Here is a 20,137-nt window from a genome sequence, read left to right on the forward strand (position 1 = left end):
AATTTAATTTTTGTCAGTCGTTTTTTACGATAATGATAGTTAAAAAAGACATAGGTGGGCTACGCTCCCTAAAGAAATGAGGAAAAACATGTCAGTCGGTAGTGGCATAGCTACGGGTAAAATCATCTTGATGGGGGAACATGCTGTTGTCTATGGAGAACCAGCGATTGCCTTCCCTTTTTCGGGGGCAAAAGTCCAAGTCGAAATCATCGATAGTACAACCAATACATTGATTTCAAGCTATTTTCATGGTTCGTTATCGGATGCCCCTCCACATATGAAGAATGTCAAAACATTGTTACTGCGGTTGCAGCAGGATTTTCAGACGGCGCCGTTTCAAACGACGATCGTCAGCACCATCCCTTCTGAACGAGGAATGGGCTCGAGTGCAGCAGTAGCAGTTGCTTTGACCCGGGCTTTTTTTGATTGGATCGATCATGCGTATACCAAAGAAGAATTGATGGTCTATGTTGATTTTTCTGAGAAAATCGCCCATGGCAATCCGAGCGGCATCGATGCAGCCGCAGCCAGCGGACATGATGCGATCTATTTTATCAAAGGTCAGCCAATCACTTCTTTCCCCTTAACGATCGATGGCTACTTATTGGTCGCAGATACCGGAATCAAAGGACAGACCCGTGAAGCAGTCAAAAGTGTGGCACATCTTTTCGATACAGAACCCACGGTAGCTCGTCAAGCGATCCAGCAGTTGGGACAGGAAACAAAGGCAGCCAAGCAAGCTGTGATCAACAATCAGCTAACTGCCCTAGGTCAGGCTATGGATCATGCCCATCAGGCGTTGCAACAATTGGGCGTCAGCAATGATCGCCTGGATCATTTAGTCGCCACTGCAAGACAGCAGGGTGCCTATGGTGCCAAATTGACCGGTGGCGGTCGCGGCGGTTGTTTGATCGTCTTGACCGATACCAGAGAAAAGGCTGAAACGATCAGCCATATTTTATTGTCCGAAGGCGCCCGTGCGACTTGGATACAAGGATTAGGAGTTTATGAACATGTATAAAGGGAAAGCACGTGCCTATACGAATATCGCGTTGATCAAGTATTGGGGCAAAAAAGATGAAGCACTGATTTTACCGATGAACAATAGTCTGTCTCTCACGTTAGATGCGTTTTATACAGAAACATCTATCACGTTTGCAGAAGACTTCGCAGAGGACCGATTTTTCTTAGATGGCATAGAACAATCTGCAGCAGCTACCAAAAAAATCAGCGCATTCTTAGATATGATCCGTTCCGAAGCAGACTGTCCGCTCTATGCCTCCATCGACAGCCGCAACTTCGTGCCGACAGCTGCTGGTTTGGCCTCTTCTGCAAGTGGGTTAGCTGCTTTAGCAGGCGCTTGTAACGAGGCTTTGAACATGCAGCTTTCAGTGGAGGAACTATCCCGTTTGGCACGGAAAGGATCTGGATCCGCCTGCCGCAGTATATATGGCGGCTTTGCTGAGTGGCAGCAAGGAACAGATGACACCTCTTACGCTTTGCAAGTAGCATCAGATGATTGGGAAAATGACTTGAGCATGATTTTCATCTTGATCAATGACCAAGAAAAGGAAGTCTCCAGCCGCGATGGGATGCGCCGGACGGTGGAAACATCTAGTTTTTATGATGGTTGGCTGACCGCTGCAGCAAAAGACTTGGTGACGATCAAACAAGCGATTGCTGACAAAGATTTTGCTGCTTTGGGCGCTGTCACCGAGGCCAATGCGTTGAAAATGCATGGGACGACCTTAGCTGCCCAGCCGCCTTTCACATACTGGTCACCAGAATCGCTGCGAGCGATGGATTGCGTCCGACACATACGCCAACAAGGTCTGCCTTGTTACTTTACGATGGATGCCGGACCAAATGTCAAAGTCCTGTGCCAAAAGCGAGACGAACAAGCGATTTTAGACGCATTGCAAGCCAACTTCACACCAGAACAGCTGGTATTGGCGCACGCTGGTTCTGGACTGACTGCATTACCCTTAGAGAATGACGTACCAAAAATGAGCAAATAGGAGTGTCGACATGATTGAACTATCTGTCCCGGGAAAATTATTTATTGCAGGTGAATATGCGGTGGTTGAGCCTGGTCACCCCGCGATTATCGTAGCCGTTGACCAATTTATCAATATCACGATCGAGCAAGCCAAGAAAAACGGCAGTATCCAATCTGCTCAATATAGTGACTTGCCTATCCGTTGGACCAGACGCAAAGGAGAACTTGTTTTAGATCACCGTGACAATCCTTTCCATTATATTTTGGCCGCTATTCGCTTAACAGAAAAGTACGCACGAGAAAAAGGGACTACTTTGTCCTTTTATGATTTAAAAGTGACCAGTGAATTGGATAATTCCAATGGCCGGAAATATGGTCTAGGTTCTAGTGGTGCAGTGACGGTGGCCACCGTCAAAGCATTGAACTTGTTTTATCAGTTGAACATGGATCGATTGACACAATTCAAAATTGCCGCTTTGGCTCATTTAGCGATACAAGGCAATGGCTCTTGCGGTGACATCGCGGCCTCATGTTATGGCGGCTGGTTGGCATTTTCGACCTTTGACCATGACTGGGTCTTGACGCAACAGAAACAACGCTCGCTGACTGATTTGTTGGCAGCGGACTGGCCAGGATTGTCGATTCGCCCGCTCACCGTTCCGAAAACATTGCGATTGCTGATTGGTTGGACAGGCTCTCCCGCTTCTACTTCTGATTTAGTCGATCAAGTGTATCAATCAAAAGAAGCCAAGGAAACTGCCTATGCTGATTTTCTCAATGCCAGCAAATCTTGTGTCAATCGGTTGATCGATGGCTTCTTGAATGAAGATAGCCGAACAATCAAAAAAATGATCACTGAAAACCGCAAGTTATTGGTGGGATTATCTGCCCTGACTGGTGTGTTGATCGAAACCCCCGCCCTCAAAAAACTATGCGACTTAGCAGAAACCTATCGCGGTGCAGCCAAGTCTTCTGGTGCCGGCGGTGGTGACTGCGGGATCGTGATCGTCGATCAAAAAACGGGGATTTTGCCTTTGATGAGCGCCTGGGAAAAAGCGGCTATCATACCGTTGCCATTACATGTCTACCACTATCGGGAGGATCAAGTATGAATCGAAAAGATGAACACGTATCTTTAGCCAAAGCGTTTCACAAAGATCGCAGCAATGACTTTGATGCGGTTCAGCTTGTCCATCATTCCTTTCCGGGAGTAGATGTTGACCAAGTGACCATCGCAACCACATTATTCGACCGCTCCTTCACCAGCCCTTTTTTTATCAACGCCATGACTGGCGGCAGTCCAAAAACCAAAGAGATCAATCGCGATTTGGCGGAGATTGCTCAAGCGTGCGACTTGATGATGGCGACAGGCTCTGTATCAGCGGCGCTGAAAGATTCATCTGTTTCTGATACATTCACCGTCGTCAGAGAGACTTTTCCCACTGGCTTTTTGCTTGCCAATATCGGTGCTGGCAGCCCTGTTGAGAATGCGCAGCGGGCAATTGATTTGTTTCAAGCTGATGCCTTGCAGATCCACCTGAATGCCCCCCAAGAATTGGTCATGCCTGAAGGGGATCGTGACTTCCGCCAATGGTTGACCTTATTAGAAAGAACTGTTGCCCAGGTCAATGTCCCTGTGATCGTGAAAGAAGTCGGTTTCGGCATGTCGCGGGAAACCATTCAGCAGTTGCTGGATATTGGCGTTGAAACCATTGATGTTGCAGGCAGTGGCGGTACAAGTTTTACGCAAATCGAAAATGCCCGTCGCAAAAAGCGCGAAATGGCTTATCTCGATCATTTTGGTCAATCCACGGTGATTGCATTGTTGGAAGCCAATGAAGTCAATCAAACTTTCACTCGCATCGCGTCGGGAGGGATACGAGATGCCTTCGATATTTTCAAAGCCCTTTGCCTCGGCGCCAAAAGCGTTGGTTTATCTGGTACGATCCTGAACCTTCTATTGACCAAAGGCAAAGAGGAAACGATTGCCACCATTCAATCTTGGCAAGCAGAATTGACCTTGCTTTATGCCATGGTTGGGCAGTCCCAGACCAGTGACTTGACGAATGTGCCTTTGGTACTTAGCGGACCTGTCAAAGACTGGTGCGAAGCAAGACGTATTCCTTTAACCACTTATAGTTTCCGTTGATCCATCCTATCTTTACGAAGAACGTCTGATTCTCCTTGAGTCAGACGTTCTTTTTTCTGGCCTTTCAGCCAACGATAGCTTTGATAATCACTTTCATTATCAAGTAGCCTATTTTTTTACAATCAAAATGCCCAATATGCTATGCTGAAGATAAAGCAGACAGTGCTCAAAAAAAGAAGGAGGCGTTCTGATGCTTAAATCAACCAGTTCAGCCATGATATCTACCCTAATTTGCCTTATTCTCATGATTGTAGGCGCTACTTTATCCTATCTTGCCTTGCCTTTCAGTGAAGCGGCCTATGGATTGGCGATCCTTGCCGGTGGTTGGAAACAAACATGGGCAGGGATCGAGGAGTTGTGGACAGATAAATCACTCAATGTTGATTTGTTGATGGCGTTAGCTGCAATTGGTGCCTGTACCATTGGTCACTGGTTCGAAGGTGCCATGCTGACTTTTATTTTTTGCCTGAGTGGTGCACTGGAAGAATATACCACCAACAAAAGCACCCGTGAAATCAGTTCCTTGATGGCTTTGAAACCTACCACTGCACAGCGTGTGCTGTCAGATGGGCAACTGAAAGAAGTAGCCGTCGAAGAATTGGCTGTGCATGATACGATCATGGTAGCCAAAGGCACTGCTATTCCTATTGATGGACAAATCATCCATGGTATCAGCACTGTCGATGAAGCAGCCCTCAGCGGTGAATCATTGCCCGTAGATAAGCAACAAGGAGATACAGTCTATGGTGGAACGATCAATTTAGGGCAGCCGTTATTGATCACTGTCACCCACACGAGTGAACAGACACGTTTTGCCAAGATCATTCAACTTGTCGAAGAAGCCCAGCAACTCCCTAGCCAAACCGCTACACTCATTGAAAAAATCGAAAAGATTTATGTGCCCATCGTCATGGGTATGGTGCCATTGATGATCATCTTGAGCACGTTATATACGGATTGGGGATTTCAAGAAAGTTTTTATCGCGGTATGGTATTACTCGTTGTTGCCTCGCCTTGTGCATTGGTGGCTTCAGCTACACCCGCAACGCTGGCCGCAATCTCCCACGCTGCCCGGATCGGTGTCCTTTGCAAAGGTGGGCAAGCATTAGATACTTTCGCCCACATGAAGGCGATCGCTTTTGATAAAACTGGCACTTTGACCAATGGTCAACCTGTTGTTTCAGATGTTGCTTTTTTTGAGGACATCCCCGATCTGCCTCGTTTGATCGTAGGCATGGAGTCCCAATCTGCGCATCCCTTAGCAGAAGCAATCAAAAAGTTTTACGCCGACACGGAGCCATTACCAATGAAAGTGAATGAACACGCAGGAGTTGGATTGACTGCAGACGTTCAAGACCACCATTGGCAAATAGGCAAAGAAGCCATTACAGCCGATTTATCCCCGCAGCAAACGGCGCAACTGGATCAACTAAAAGCCCAAGGAAAAACGATGATCTATATCAACCGAGATGGGCAACTTGTTGGCTATTTGGCATTATTAGATCAACCTCGGACAGATGCCCAAGCATGCATCCGTTATTTTCGTAAACTAGGTGTCCACACAACCATGCTGACAGGCGATCATCAAGGCACTGCCCAACGTGTGGCCGCAGAAATCGGCATAGATGACTATCTCAGTGACTGTCTGCCCGATGAAAAAACGACGGCCATCAAGACATTGAAAGCGCGGTATCAAGTCAATGCCATGATTGGCGATGGCATCAATGATGCCCCTGCACTTGCCACCGCTAGTCTGGGTATCGCTATGGGAGAAGGAACAGATGTGGCCATGGATGTCGCTGATATCGTGTTGATGAAAAATGATCTGTTGCGTTTAGTCGACTGTCATCGTTTAGCCCTTAAATTACAGCGGATCATCAAACAGAACATTCTTTTTTCCATTGGCGTGATCCTTCTATTGATCGCCTCGAACTTCTTACGTTTCTTGTCACTGCCCCTCGGTGTGATTGGTCATGAAGGCAGTACGATCCTAGTGATCCTCAATGGCTTGCGGCTCTTGATTCCCCTCAAAAAAGAGCAGCATCTGCCGACCCCTCACTGTGATGATTGCGTCTTGTATCAAAAAATGCAGCACATCTAAAAAACGGATGTGCTGCATTTCTTTTATTTACTTTGTTTAAGCCCTTCTTGCTCAGCAAACAATTTGCCATCATACATTTTGAAGAAAGGGTAATAACAGACAATCGATACACCCAAATTGATCAACGCGATCAATACGGCGCGAAAATCGCCGCCAGTACCTAAGAAAGCCCCAATACCAAGGGGAGAGATCCAAGGGATACCTGTGATGATTTTGCTGACAAAGCCAACGGATGACGCAAAGTACGCAATGGATGCCGTAATCATGGGCGTCACAATAAATGGGATGATCAAGTATGGGTTATAGACGATCGGTGCCCCGAAGATCACCGGTTCATTGATATTAAATAATCCTGGTAAAATGGCTGCTTTCCCCAATACTTTCAATTGCTGCGATTTGGCGACAAAGAGCATTAGTAAAACCAAGCCCAATGTACTGCCAGCTCCGCCAATAAAAATATACATATTCACGAAATCCCCCGCAAAAATATTGTTTGCGCCATCAATGTTTTCCGTCAAGGCAACCAATAAAATCGGGTTGATAAAACTATTTTTGATCACTGCCGTTCCATGAACACCGACTGCCCATAATAGATGGATCAGCAACATGATCACCATGATCCCTAACCATGACCCCGTCAAATCTTTCACAAATTCAAACGGTTTTGAAAGCAAGCCATGCAGATCCGTATGGAACAAAGCTAAGACGCCATTGATGATCACCATCAAAAAGGCAATCAAGATTGCCGGGATCAATGAAGCAAATGCCTTGCTGACACCATCCGGCACCCCCTCAGGCATTTGGATCGTGATATTATGTTTGACACACAAGCGATAGACGGTTGTTGCCAAAACAGCGGTAATGATACCGATAAAAATCCCAACGCCGCTGAAACGCGTGATCCAACCGCCAACAGCGATACCATTATACACAATGGCTGTATCACTTTCAGTTTGAAGCAATTGCGCTGCCCCGTCTGTGATATCCACTTGAATGATCGTCATCAAGAACGCGTACAAGCCCAGGATCGCCCCGACAAAGCTGCTGACACCCAGCTTATCCTCTTTACGATAGATCTCAGTCAAGTAATAGCCCGTTGCCAAGCAATAAAAGACCGCAATCGAGCCAATCGACATCGTTGTCGCCACCGTATACAAAGGGGAAAATTTCAAAATCGTTCCTTCAAAAAAACCAGCTAACGGTGGGATGATCTGGGGCAGATTATTGATAATCAAAAAGATAGAACCCACGATCGTAAATGGCACCGTAATAATACCGGCTTGCATGATCGCCCGGATAAAGCGCAGATTCGCCACTTTATTCAAAGGCGGCATCAGGCGTGTTTCTAAAAAACCAAAGACACTATTCATTTTTTACTCCTCCAACCAAGGGCTCACCCTTCTTTGATTAATGTTTGATACCAATAAAAACTATCTTTCCGATACCGTTTTTGTGCCTTCTCGTCATCATCTGTCCGATCGACATAAATAAACCCGTAGCGCTTTTTGATCCCTTCATGGACGCTGATCAAATCGATTGCCGACCAAGGACTATAACCAATCAGTTCTACGCCAGCATTGATCGCTGCCAAGCATTGCGCTGTATGCTGTGCCAAATAGTCGATACGATAATCATCATGGATTTTTTCGTCCGCTGTTAATTGATCCTCCGCACCTAAACCATTTTCAGTTATGATAATAGGCAAATGATAGCGGTCATATAGCGTCTGCAGCGTGGTTTTCAACCCTAACGGATCAATCGTCCAATTAAAGGCATTCTTTTTTAAATACGTATTGGTGAACCCTTTATAAAATCCACGTTCCATGATATCTTCACTTTGCTGATCGCTGATGCCATTTTTCATATCCCCAGTTGTTGTCGGTTGTTCTACAGTCACTGTCGTATAAAAGTTCATCGCCACAAAATCAGGCAAAGCTGTTTTCATCAGTACTTCATCTTCAGGCGCAAACGTGACAGCAATCTGATTTTGTTGAAGATAATCCTTGAAAACAGCATTGTAACGACCAAAACACGCAAAATCTAGATAAGCCCAATTACGGACACTATTGAAATATAGGGCGGCTTGATTGTCTTCTGGTTTACTCGTTGCCGGATAGACCAATGAAATATTCGGCACTGGGCCAATTTTTCCGTCAGGAACCAATGCATGACATCGGTCAAAGGCATGTTTTTCAGCCATCATCAAATGATGGAATTGCTGATATTTTTCCTGCAAAGGAATCTCTTTGCCTAAAATCTTGCGATCTACCAACAGCATGATATTGGGTTCATTGATCGTTAACCAATGGGTCACACGATCACCGTATGCTGTAAACAACGTTTCTGCATATTCTTTGAAGGCTGTCACTGTTTCTCGATTCGTCCAACCACCTTCATCTTCTAAGGCTTGCGGCAAATCAAAATGGCTCAAAGTGATATATGGCTGGATATCATACTTCAGCAGTTCATCGATCACATCACTATAGTGATCGAGCCCTTGTTGATTGATGGTCCCACGGCCATTGGGAAAGATCCGTGTCCAAGCAATCGAAAAACGAAAGATCTTGATCCCCATTTCAGCGAGCAATGCAATATCTTCTTTGTAGTGATGATAATGGTCAACTGCTACGGTAAAGTCAGCAATCTCATGGTTATCTCGGGGACGGGTATCTTGGACACTAAGTCCCTTCCCATCAGTTGCATAGGCACCTTCTGTTTGATGGGCAGAAATCGATGCCCCCCATAAAAAATCTTTTGGAAATCTTTCTGTCATATCGTTCTCCTATCTCTTTTTAGTAAAGCGCTTTCTTACCCTTAGATTAATCTTTTGCCAAGCTAATTTCAAGACATCTCCTGTAACCGTTCATGAATCTTTTTTTATGAACGGTTGCTTGACTTGATGATTTATTTTGATGCGGCTAGCGAGTCGATGACCACACCGGCCTGTGTAAAGTACGTATGAAGATGTGCAGGTACTTCTCCAGGTACGAGCATATGGTCCATTGAGAACGTTCTGTCTATCATAAATCCCGGCACCTGCCCCAAATGTTTTCCGTCTGTATAAATGATTTTTTTTCCTTTCGTATGATGGAGCATCGTCCGGTAAACAAACGACTCTGCCAAAGAACGGCTAGTGATTTCATGTTCATTTATCCCAACTACTTCCAAAAAGCATAGATCCGCATCAAATTTTGAAAAAGTCCATGTCGCAATATCTCCGACCAAAGCATTTGTTCCAGCTTCTAACTCGCCACCACATAAATAAATCATACCGGGGTCCTCCCTTTGTGCGATAGACAACGCCTGATAATCGTTTGTGATGATGGTGATAGCCAATTGAACCAATGCCTCGATCAAAGCAGTTGAATGCTTGCTGGCACCGACAAAAACCGTTTGTTTCCTTTGCACGAACGATTGGCAAAATTGGATCAATCCAGCTGTTTCTATTGAAGATGACTGTTCTTGATGGTGATATGGTTGGGGGATTTTGTTGATACGCACACCCCCATAGTATCGCTCAATCAATCGTTTTTTTTCTAAAAACAATAAGTCCCTGCGTATCGTCACCAACGACACATGAAATAAGACTGCTAACTCATGAACAGTTGCTTGTCCCCTTCTTTCAATATACTGGATCATTGCTTCTCGACGACGGTAGACACTCCCTTGACTCGCTTTCATCATAGGCTCCCTTCATAGCGAATATTTTGAATTATCTCTTATTTTATCACGTAACGCAAAGAATAAATCTGTCCATACCTAGCGCTACCATTCAAAAATATAGAACCTTTTAATCAAAAATCACAAAAAAAAACAAAGCCGAATCAAATTCGACTTTGTTTCTTTGTTGTATTGAAAAACGACGTACGCTTATCTTTTATTTTTGTTCTGTTTTTTCTTCATTCAATAGCGCTTTTCTTGAAAGATTGACGCGGCCTTGTTTGTCGATCTCAGTGACTTTAACTAAGATTTCATCGCCTTCTTTGACCACATCTTCGACTTTATTGACCCGTTCATTGGCCAATTGTGAGATATGGACTAAGCCGTCTTTGCCTTTGATCAAGTTGACAAATGCGCCAAATTTTTCAACGCGTACAACTTTACCAAGATAGACTTCGCCAACTTTGACTTCTTTGGTCAATTCTTCAATGATCTTGATGGCTTTCTTGATCATTTCTGCATCAGCAGAAGCGATCGATACTTTCCCGTCTTGATCAATATCGATTTTAACACCAGTTTCTTCAATAATGCCGTTGATGGTATCGCCGCCTTTGCCGATCACATCTTTGATTTTCGCTGGTTCGATTTGAATCATTTCGATCTTCGGTGCATATTGACTTAACTCTTCACGTGGTGCAGCTAGGGTTGAAGTCAATTCATTTAAGATTTCCATACGGGCTTTTTTGGCTTGTGTTAACGCTTCGGTCAAGATTTGTTCTGTGATCCCTTGGATCTTGATATCCATTTGCAAAGCAGTGATCCCATCTTTGGTTCCCGCAACTTTAAAGTCCATGTCCCCTAAGTGGTCCTCTAAGCCTTGGATATCCGTTAAGATCGTATAGTTTTCACCATCAGAAACCAGACCCATAGCGATACCAGCTACTGGCGCTTTGATTGGCACACCAGCATCCATCAATGCCAACGTACCGGCACAAATACTTGCTTGAGAAGAAGAACCATTTGATTCTAAAACTTCTGCAACCAAACGAATTGTGTAAGGAAAGACAGTTTCATCAGGAATCACTTGCGCTAAGGCACGTTCACCTAACGCACCATGACCAATTTCACGACGACCAGGTGATCCGGCACGGCCAGTTGACCCTACTGAAAATTGTGGGAAATTGTAATGATGGATGAAACGTTTTGATTCTTCGACACCTAATCCGTCGATGATTTGATGCTCCCCTAAAGGTGCCAATGTACAAGCAGATAATGCTTGTGTTTGTCCCCGTGTGAACAAGCCTGAACCATGGACGCGCGGCAATAAACCAACTTCTGAAGCCAATGAACGGATTTCATCTAATTTTCGGCCATCAGGACGAATTTTGTCGATCGTGATCAATTCACGTACGACATCTTTTTCAAGATCTTCCGCAATCTGTTTCACTTCTTTTAAGAATTGTGCTTCTTCTTCATGTCCAGCAAATTTTTCTGCGTAAACTTCTTTGACTGTATCTTTGACTTGGTCGATTTCATCTTCACGTGCCAATTTCTCTTCAGTCATCACCGCAGTTTTCATTGTTTGGTAATAGCGATCGAAAATTTCTTTTTTCAGATCAGCATCCACTTGCAATAATTTGACTTCCATTTTTGGTTTGCCGACTGCAGCAACGATTTCTTCTTGGAAAGCAACCAATTCTTTGATGGCATCAAAACCAAAAAGCAATGCGCCGAGCATATCTTCTTCAGAGACTTCTTTGGCACCAGATTCAACCATATTGATGGCTTGTTTGGTTCCAGCAACTGTCAACTCGATGTCGGTTTGTTCTGCTTGTTCCACCGTTGGGTTCAAGACGTATTCGCCATTGACACGACCAACATCGACACCTGCGATTGGGCCGTCGAATGGAATATCAGAAATAGACAATGCCAAAGATGAACCAAACATTGCAGCCATTGCTGGGGTGCAATCTTGTTCAACACTCATCACGATATTCGTGACTTGAACTTCATTTCTGAAGCCATCAGCAAACATCGGACGGATTGGACGGTCGATCAAACGCGCAGTCAATGTAGCTGCTGTACTTGGGCGTCCTTCTCGTTTGATAAAGCCGCCAGGAACTTTCCCTACTGCGTACATTTTTTCTTCATAGTTGATGGTTAATGGGAAAAAGTCTGTGTCTTTTGCTTCTTTAGAAGCTACAGCAGCACTTAAAACGACTGTATCACCATAACGAACCAAAACAGCGCCATTGGCTTGTTTGGCCATTTGTCCGATTTCAACTTCTAATGGGCGTCCGCCCCAAGTTGTTTTGAATACTTGTTTTTCTGTCATGTTCTGCTCCTTTGGGCTGTTCCAAGTAAGTCACTACTAAACAAATGAAAAAATCGGCATCCTCATCCGCTGCTTTCATTTGGTTAGTAGGATACTGCTCACTAGGATCCAGCATGATTATTTTTGGCCACCCCTTTTGATTCACCAACTCAAAAGCGATGATTCATAGCAAAAAAAGTGAGATTCGGGTTGAACCTCACTTTTCTTCATTTTGATTAACGACGTAATCCTAAAGCTTGAATCAATTCGCGGTAACGTTGTACGTCTTTTTTACGTAGGTACGCCAACAAGTTACGACGATGTCCAACTTTTTTCATTAAACCACGATATGAATGGTGGTCTTTTTTGTGCATACGTGCATGTTCGTTCAATTGGTTGATGTCTTCTGTTAAGACAGCGATTTGAACTTCTGGAGAACCAGTATCTCCTTCATGACGTGCAAATTGGTTGATTAGTTCGTTTTTGCGTTCTTTTGAAATTGCCATGTTTTTCACCTCTTCTTCTTTTTCCCCTGCGACTGAGTAAAACGTTGGTGATTCGTTGAACCAAGTAACAGGACACGTGCATTTCGCACGTTACTACTTTACTTTATTCTAGGTAAAAAAGCAAGTTAATGACCTGATTCTTTTTGCGAATAGTGAAAGCTCATACAAATCTTATGTTATACTGTTTTTAGATATTGATGTAAAGGATGTGAAAGAATGAGTGTTCTTTCCCGAATCGAGAGCATGAAAAACGAACTGTCCCTCTCTGAAAAGAAACTCTTTGTCTTTATGGAAGAAAATCCTGAAAAGGTGCCTTCCATGACTGCCAGCCAATTGGCTGAGGCGACCGGGATCAGTGCCCCTACCGTGGTACGTTTTGCCAAGAAAACTGGTTTTGCCAGTCTGACTGATTTGAAAATACAATTATCTGCCGAAACTGGTCTGCGCCAAAATCCCCACGAGAAATTGGGTTACGCAGATGTTGAATTAAACGAGCCTTTCCAAGCGATCACCTCTAAATTAAGCCATAATGCCCAGGTCACTTTGACTGAAACAGCCAATTTATTAGATGAATCCCTCATGGTAGCAGCGACCGATTTGTTGGCTGCCCGTGAAAGAATCTTTGTCTGCGGGATCGGTGCTTCGTCATTGATTGCCCAGGATATCCAGCAAAAATGGACACGCTTAGGCAAAATCGTGATTTTCGAGAACGACTATAATCTGCTACTGCCGCAACTTGTAAAATACGAGAAAAAAAGTGTGTTATGGGTGATTTCCAATAGTGGACATACCCCCGAAATGGTCCATTTGGCTGAGTTCGCCGTGGGCAAAAAAATCCCTATTATCTCTCTGACCCGCTTTGGCAATAATCCTTTGTCGAAACTAGCAGATGTGCCTCTTCAAGTTTCTCGAGCCAAAGAGGCCAATCGCCGCAGTGCTGCCACCAATTCGATCATTGCCCATTTATTGGCGGTGGATGTCCTTTTCTATGTTTTTTTAAGTAAAAATGAACGTTTGGCCCGCAATATTTATGAGTCGCGGCAAGCAATCGCTGATTTTAGAACGAAATACTTGTAAGCTCGCTTTTCCAGATCGTCAATCAAAAAAACTTGTTGTCAGATGACAACAAGTTTTTTTGTATGTTGCAGTATTGCTTGCTATTCTTGCTTGACTTCACTCGTTGTATCCTCTTCATACAAATTAGATACTTCCTTATACCATTCAAAGACATGGGTGATGATCACCTTTGCAGCTGCATAAACAGGGATCCCTAAAATGACGCCCACCAGCCCAAACAGCTTACCAGAGGTCAACAATACCAATAGAATCGTTACAGGATGGATCGACAATTCATTCCCTAAGACAAGTGGCGAGATAAAGCGGCCTTCGATCGTCTGCTCGATCACAAAGACGATCAAGACTTTTACCAGCAAGATCGGCCCGCCAACAATGCCTAAGAAAACCGCTGGCACCATGGCCAAAAATGAACCGAGATAAGGAATCAAGTTCAAAAAGCCGGCTGCGATACCTAAAGTGATCGCATAATCCAAACCAATCAAGCTAAAACCGATCATAAACATGATCGCTACGGCAAACGCCACTGTCAGTTGACCACGGATGTAAGACGACACTTGATCATTCATCTCTTTTAACACGACAAGTGAAGGCTGGCGCATCTTCGTTGGTAAGAATTTTACAAAATAAGGCGCCAACTGCCGACCATCTTTCAACAAATAGAATAAGATGAAGGGCATTGTGATCACTGCCAACACGATCGTTGCCACGGCACCGAAGAAACTCCCTAAATTCTGGATCGTGCTTTTCGATAAGTTTTGAATCAAATCCGTCATTGATGTAATCAGCTTTTCATTGGACGCTTCGATTTGGTCTTGCACTTGTGAAAAGATCGGATCTGACAAAATCTCATTGACTTTATTTTCAATGATCGTTAAATAACCTGGCAGATTATCAGCAAAACTTAAAGACTGTTCTTGGATCTTCGGAATGATCACGACAACACCCCAAACGATCAAACCAACCACCAGAATAAACAAGCCAAATATACTATAAATACGTTTGACTCCCTTACGCTCTAGATAATCAACCGTCGGATTCATCAAATAGTACAAAATCCCTGCCAAGATAATTGGCAATCCGACAATGGCCAAAAATTGCCAAAAAGGTTCGAATAAATATGATACTTTGGTAAACATAAACAAAATCAGCAAAACCAAAAGAATGACCAATAGACTGGTCACTGCTTGATTGTTCAAAAACCATTTCCAAAACCAAGAATATGGCTTCTTATTTGTTTCTTTCATGAATAGACGGCCCCCTATTTGTAGGTCACTTTCATATCAACTGCCAAGCTCGGCACTACTGCTGGTGTTAAATAGATTGCACTAGACAATTGATTTTCTGCTGGTACTTCACCGAAAACAAACGTGACGTGTTGGATCGTTTGCAAAATTTGGTTCGCAACAGCTCCTACATATTGTACACTATAGGCTTGATCTCCAAAAAGAATTTGATCGTCTTTTTTGACAATCAACGCTTGGGAATCAGGCAAAGATTGAATCACTGAATATTCTTTTAGTGCACCACCAGCTTCTTCACCGAAGAAAATCAGCATTTTCTCTTTTTCATCGATGGCTTGCGGCCCGATTTCTTTGATGGTTCCTTGTTTCATAAGACAAACTCCCCTTTCAATTCTTCCATGATTATTATAACATAAAGAGTTTTTCTTACCGCCGAAATCCGCATAGTATGGTAGAATTAAAAAGAAATGAAAATATTAGGAGGTTATTTATGTTGCAAACGATTTATTTAGGTACGTATACGCGTCGCGAAAGTAAAGGGATTTATTCGATCGCTTTAGATACAGAGAAAGAAACTTTATCTGATTTAACCTTACGGGCAGAAGAAACCAGCCCTACGTATTTGGCACGCAGTAAAAAAGAAGCGGTTTATTCCGTAACTGAAGTCGATGGTAAAGGCGGGGCTGCAGCATATACCCATGATTTCACACTATTGAACACAGCCACTGAAGAAGGCGCGCCTTTATGTTATGTAGCTGTAGACGAAAGTCGTCAATTGCTCTATGGCGCCAATTACCATAAAGGAGAAGTCAATGTGTATAAAATTTTGGCAGACGGCAGTATCGAAGCCACTGACAGCATTTACCATGACGAACCCGTTGGCTCCCATGAAAACCAAGACAAACCGCATGTCCATTATACAGACTTAACGCCAGATCAACGTTTGGCTGTCTGTGATTTAGGAACAGACCGTGTCTACACCTACGATGTATCCGCAGAAGGCAAATTGACCGAAGTTTCAGTCTATGTGGCAGAAGATGGTACTGGTCCACGCCATTTGGTTTTCCACCCCAACAATCAATATGCATACCTTGTTGGTGAATTGGATAGTTCATTGACTGTCCTGCGTTACAACGAAGCAGATGGCAGCTTTGAAGCGATCCAAAAAGTCCCAACGATCCCTACTGATTTCACTGATTTCAATAGTGGTGCTGCCGTACGTATTTCAACTGACGGACGCTTTGTTTACAGCTCTAACCGCGGTCATAATTCAATCGTTGTCTTTGAAGTTGCAGCAGATGGTGCCGCACTGACTTTTGTTCAATCGATTTCGACTGAAGGCGACTTCCCGCGGGACTTTGATTTAGATCCAAGCAACGGCTACCTAGTCAATGCCAATCAAAATTCTGATAACTTGACTTTATACCGCCGTGATACAGACACTGGTGTCTTGACCTTGTTGGAAAAAGACATTTATACACCTGAATGCGTCTGTGTATTATTCGAAAAATAACTCTCTGGAGGACTCCCCCATGTTTGAAAAAACACCAAAGGAACTTGTACTAAAAGATTTCTCAAATATTTACAATAAATCCCAATCAACATATGAATTGGTCACCAGTCGGCGCTATAATGAGTCGCTGGTTTTACTGACAACAGCTGAAGCCTATGCAATCGCAGAGAAAGCGTATATTCGCTGTGACACCTTCAAAGAACTGCAAACACCTGAAGTCGAAGCCTTCTTTGATGCGTTCGAAATTTATTATTTTGAATTGAAACAAGTTCTTTTTCATGATGACGATGATTTTGTTTCTTTAAAAAATCGGTTGACCCAAACAGCTTCAGCCTATGAAGCATTGACAGCCTCATTTAATTTGCTATGATGGAAGCAAATCAAACATGAAAAGGTGAGCCCATGAATCGAGAAGACGTATTAGATCGATTGCGAGAAGAATTGGAAATGCCATTCTTTGAAGCAAAATTAGCAGACAAAGAATATACAGAAGCAGATTATCAGCAAGTCAAAGCGGATTTGATCAAGTATTTCGATGATTATGTCCGGAATGTAGAGAACTAAATCAGCGAAAAGGCACCTAAGAAGTCTTCACTTCTCAGGTGCCTTTTTTTAGGCGATCACGGTGAAATTTTGATTGGTTGCTGCTTCGATCATAGGATGTGCCTTCAAATAATCAGCAATCAGTTCGGTCATATCTACTTGGATCTCTCGAATGATTTTATCTGCAGAGAACATATCATAATTGCCCCCACCGACTGCTCGGTATTGATTGATCACGATATCAAGAGGCTGTTCCATGCCAATCGCTGCGCCTTCGAATGCGAGCGAAGTGATCCGGTGTCCAGTTGGTTGCCGTAGATCGATGGTATACTCGATGCCTTCGTACATATCATAATTGTAATATTGCGGTTTAGGATCGATGAATGCCGGATTGAAAATGATTTGCCCTCCTTCACTCACTAAATAGTTCGCCGTTTGTTCCAATGCCGCCTTCAATTCTGCCCCAGTCACTTGGACAACGGCCAATGTATTCGGATAAATATAATTGGTGATGACATCACGCATCGTGATCGTGCTGCCAAAACCTTTTCCTTCATTGTTGAACAGCGCAGTACCTGAAATCTTCGCTCCGCTAGCAGCCATTTGTACTTGATTGATAAACTCGATATAAGGATGCTCTTTGATCCTGGCACCCATTGGATCTGTAATCCGCATATCGCCTTGCACTTGACCTAAAGGTTGGTCTAACCATGTATTCAGCTCCTCATTGATGGGCGCCAATAAGGCCAACGTCGCTTCATCGGGTGCTGCATCAGCCACCGGCACCAATGCTGCCTCACGTTCCACTACTCGGACATGCCCTTCATCTGTGTTTACAGTCAATTCGATTTTCCCGATGAAGCTTCCTCGAAATCCTGGCTGAACAACAGGTACACCATTGACCACACCTGCAATTTCACGGTGCTGATGGCCAGTGAATAGCGCGTCGATGCCTGAAACTTCATGGAGCAATTGATAGCCTTCATTCTCTCCTGTCAACAACTCTGTCGGTTCTCCTGTCGTCAAGTCTTTCTCAAATCCCCCATGATAGCTTATGACGACAATATCAGCTAATTCTCTTAATTTCGGGACATACACTTTTGCCGTATCCACGATTGATTGAAAGGTCATCCCTTTGATCGTTGCTGGTTGTTCCCAGTGAGGAATATATTGTGTCACCAAGCCCAAAACAGCGATCTTTACGCCTTCTTTTTCAATGATCGTATACGCTTGTCCGAAAAACGGCTCGCCGGTATCGTTGACGATATTGGCCGCCAGCACTGGACTCTGGTAACTGCTGATGGCTTCTTTCAAGTAATCTAATCCATAGTTGAATTCATGATTGCCTAACACATGGGCATCTACCCCAAGTTGGTTGACGGGCGCTGTCAATGCAGCGACAGGATGCTGGCTTTTCGCAATATAATAACTCAACGGCGAACCTTGGATAAAGTCGCCATTTTCAATGGTGATCACCGGGCCGTTTGCTTCTGCTTTCAGCTGTTTCATTTTGGCAGCGACTTTTGCGGTACCGAACCCTTGCTCCTGGTCGTCAGAAAAGTTGGTAGGTGCGACATAACCATGCATATCGCTTGTTTCTAAGAACGTGATTTTCATATAACTATTCTCCTCTATTCAGCTATGTACACAAAAGGATCTGTGTCTAGGTATCGCAACACCTTATGACACAAATCCTTTTGTCATCGTTTCATCAAAGCGTTTAAGCTTATTATACCTTAAAGAACGTACGACGTCTTATTGATTCCACACATCTTCCAATTGTGGTTTCGCTTCTTCAATCAATTGATCGACATCTTTGTCGGTATTTGACAAAATATTTTCCATGATCGCGCGGATTTCAGTGTACGCTGAGTCGCTGTTTTCAACCACTGGCAAAGAGAATAATTCTTTGGTTGCTGAGGCCAATTCAGCAGCGACTTTTGTATCAGGATTGTTGGTGTAGTCATCACTTTCTAAGACAGATTCTACAACAGGCATGTATCCGGTAGCGACTGCCCACTCCAATTGTGACGCAGGAGAGGTCAAGAATTTCATATATTCAAACGCAGCAGTCCGTTCTTCAGCAGATGCACTATTGAACATGTATAGATCCGTACCTTGTTGCAGATTAATGGCTTCTGGACGAGCAGAAACACCGTATTCAAACTTGCCTTCAGTATCTTTCTTGACATAGCCTTCACCAGCAATCGAACCAATGAACATCGCCACTTGTTCGTTAGCGAATGGACCAGACAAGTATTGATCAGAACCAGCAATGCGGAAATAGCCATCTTTGACCCCTTCTGCATAATAATTGATCACTTCTTTTGATTCATCGCTGTCTAATTGCAAATCTTTGTCAAAATCGACACCTTGATTTTGCATGCCGATTGAATAATAGTTATTCAATGAATCAAATCCCGCACCTACGACTTTCCCATCTGATTTTTCATAAATCGTTTGCGAAGCAGCTTTTAATTCATCTAGCGTTGTTGGTACCTCAACCCCGTATTCTTCTAGCATATCCGCATTATAAAAGAGCATTTCTGTTGATTTATTGAAAGGAATCCCGTATTGAACGCCTTCGATTTGTGCCCCTTCTAATAAAGAAGAGCGAATCTCTTCTTGGTCCCCCCAACCAATCGTATCATTGTCGATATATTCCCCTAGATCTACCAGCATCTCATCTTGTGCGGCATTCCATAACCATCCTGGATAGGCTTGTGTTATGGTTGGCAAATCTTTAGGAGATGGTAAAGTTGAATTGATTTTGGCTTGCAGATCTGAATATTGCGATTGATTTTGCAGTTCAACTTTGATATTTGGATTGTCCGCCATGAATGCATCAGTCAACTTAGTTAATGATTCTTCTTGCGCACCATTCATCGCATGCCAAAAAGTGACGGTGGTTTCTTCTGTGATTTCCGTTGCGATTTCTTCATCGTTTCCAGCTGAAGAATCATTGTTGCCACACGCCCCTAATACCAATGTTGCGGCAGCAGCTGCTGCAAATACCCATTTCTTTGTTGTCATT

Annotated in this window: 18 protein-coding genes; 9 read left to right on the top strand and 9 right to left on the bottom strand. The window is 43.7% G+C overall.

The annotated features are described in order from the left end of the window. The first annotated feature begins 88 nt into the window (after positions 1-88). The 5 genes from mvk to AEQ18_RS04205 all read left to right on the top strand — a co-directional run bounded on the left by mvk (position 89) and on the right by AEQ18_RS04205 (position 6,249). The gene (gene mvk / locus AEQ18_RS04185; RefSeq protein WP_054115111.1) at positions 89-1,021 is read left to right on the top strand and encodes a mevalonate kinase; all 933 of its coding nucleotides are present in this window, start codon (positions 89-91) and stop codon (positions 1,019-1,021) included. Then, on the top strand, positions 1,014-2,018 hold the full coding sequence (gene mvaD, locus AEQ18_RS04190; protein WP_054115112.1) for a diphosphomevalonate decarboxylase: 1,005 nt from the start codon (positions 1,014-1,016) through the stop codon (positions 2,016-2,018). Before mvk ends, mvaD begins: the two co-directional genes overlap by 8 nt. Positions 2,019-2,028: 10 nt before the next feature. Continuing rightward, positions 2,029-3,111: a phosphomevalonate kinase gene (locus AEQ18_RS04195; protein ID WP_054115113.1), complete on the top strand. Its 1,083-nt coding sequence runs from the start codon at positions 2,029-2,031 to the stop codon at positions 3,109-3,111. Beyond that, on the top strand, positions 3,108-4,148 hold the full coding sequence (fni, locus tag AEQ18_RS04200; protein WP_054115114.1) for a type 2 isopentenyl-diphosphate Delta-isomerase: 1,041 nt from the start codon (positions 3,108-3,110) through the stop codon (positions 4,146-4,148). Before AEQ18_RS04195 ends, fni begins: the two co-directional genes overlap by 4 nt. 190 nt (positions 4,149-4,338) lie before the next feature. Beyond that, on the top strand, positions 4,339-6,249 hold the full coding sequence (locus AEQ18_RS04205; RefSeq protein ID WP_054115115.1) for a heavy metal translocating P-type ATPase: 1,911 nt from the start codon (positions 4,339-4,341) through the stop codon (positions 6,247-6,249). Between the two features lie 23 nt (positions 6,250-6,272). Here the strand turns inward: AEQ18_RS04205 and celB are convergent, their stop codons facing one another. From celB to rpsO, 5 genes are all read right to left on the bottom strand, one after another. Beyond that, positions 6,273-7,619 (bottom strand): PTS cellobiose transporter subunit IIC, encoded by a 1,347-nt coding sequence (celB, locus tag AEQ18_RS04210; protein ID WP_054115116.1) that lies wholly within the window; start codon positions 7,617-7,619, stop codon positions 6,273-6,275. A gap of 23 nt (positions 7,620-7,642) precedes the next feature. Then, positions 7,643-9,022: a glycoside hydrolase family 1 protein gene (locus AEQ18_RS04215; protein WP_054115117.1), complete on the bottom strand. Its 1,380-nt coding sequence runs from the start codon at positions 9,020-9,022 to the stop codon at positions 7,643-7,645. Positions 9,023-9,153: 131 nt separating this feature from the next. Further along, entirely contained in the window at positions 9,154-9,930 is a 777-nt protein-coding gene (locus AEQ18_RS04220) for a DeoR/GlpR family DNA-binding transcription regulator (RefSeq protein ID WP_235505482.1), read from the bottom strand. 196 nt (positions 9,931-10,126) lie between these two features. Further along, the gene (gene pnp, locus AEQ18_RS04225) at positions 10,127-12,244 is read right to left on the bottom strand and encodes a polyribonucleotide nucleotidyltransferase (protein WP_054115119.1); all 2,118 of its coding nucleotides are present in this window, start codon (positions 12,242-12,244) and stop codon (positions 10,127-10,129) included. Positions 12,245-12,459: 215 nt separating this feature from the next. Beyond that, positions 12,460-12,729 carry a 30S ribosomal protein S15 gene (gene rpsO / locus AEQ18_RS04230; protein ID WP_054115120.1) on the bottom strand — a complete coding sequence of 90 codons (270 nt, stop codon included), beginning with the start codon at positions 12,727-12,729 and terminating at the stop codon, positions 12,460-12,462. Positions 12,730-12,945: 216 nt separating this feature from the next. Here rpsO and AEQ18_RS04235 point away from each other — a divergent pair, with 216 nt between their 5' ends. Beyond that, positions 12,946-13,806: a MurR/RpiR family transcriptional regulator gene (locus AEQ18_RS04235; protein WP_054115121.1), complete on the top strand. Its 861-nt coding sequence runs from the start codon at positions 12,946-12,948 to the stop codon at positions 13,804-13,806. 80 nt (positions 13,807-13,886) lie between these two features. Here the strand turns inward: AEQ18_RS04235 and AEQ18_RS04240 are convergent, their stop codons facing one another. After that, positions 13,887-15,050, bottom strand: a complete 1,164-nt coding sequence (locus AEQ18_RS04240; protein ID WP_054115122.1) for an AI-2E family transporter — start codon at positions 15,048-15,050, stop codon at positions 13,887-13,889. 14 nt (positions 15,051-15,064) lie between these two features. Next, on the bottom strand, positions 15,065-15,418 hold the full coding sequence (locus tag AEQ18_RS04245; RefSeq protein ID WP_054115123.1) for a PTS glucitol/sorbitol transporter subunit IIA: 354 nt from the start codon (positions 15,416-15,418) through the stop codon (positions 15,065-15,067). A gap of 119 nt (positions 15,419-15,537) precedes the next feature. On the opposite strand from AEQ18_RS04245, the gene AEQ18_RS04250 reads away from it, so the two are divergent. The 3 genes from AEQ18_RS04250 to AEQ18_RS15735 are packed head-to-tail and all read left to right on the top strand — an operon-like array spanning position 15,538 to position 17,124. Further along, positions 15,538-16,560, top strand: coding sequence for a lactonase family protein (locus tag AEQ18_RS04250; RefSeq protein WP_054115124.1), 1,023 nt, complete (start codon positions 15,538-15,540; stop codon positions 16,558-16,560). A gap of 19 nt (positions 16,561-16,579) precedes the next feature. Further along, positions 16,580-16,930, top strand: a complete 351-nt coding sequence (locus AEQ18_RS04255) for a hypothetical protein (RefSeq protein ID WP_054115125.1) — start codon at positions 16,580-16,582, stop codon at positions 16,928-16,930. A gap of 32 nt (positions 16,931-16,962) precedes the next feature. After that, positions 16,963-17,124 (top strand): hypothetical protein, encoded by a 162-nt coding sequence (locus AEQ18_RS15735; protein ID WP_162838220.1) that lies wholly within the window; start codon positions 16,963-16,965, stop codon positions 17,122-17,124. Between the two features lie 48 nt (positions 17,125-17,172). On the opposite strand, the gene AEQ18_RS04260 is transcribed toward AEQ18_RS15735, so the two are convergent. Together AEQ18_RS04260 and AEQ18_RS04265 are read right to left on the bottom strand one after the other, a co-directional pair. Then, entirely contained in the window at positions 17,173-18,720 is a 1,548-nt protein-coding gene (locus AEQ18_RS04260; RefSeq protein WP_054115126.1) for a bifunctional metallophosphatase/5'-nucleotidase, read from the bottom strand. Positions 18,721-18,858: 138 nt separating this feature from the next. After that, positions 18,859-20,136, bottom strand: coding sequence for an ABC transporter substrate-binding protein (locus AEQ18_RS04265; RefSeq protein WP_054115127.1), 1,278 nt, complete (start codon positions 20,134-20,136; stop codon positions 18,859-18,861). Position 20,137 lies beyond the last annotated feature (1 nt).

Source organism: Enterococcus sp. RIT-PI-f (assembly GCF_001297065.1).
GTDB lineage: Bacteria > Bacillota > Bacilli > Lactobacillales > Enterococcaceae > Enterococcus_D.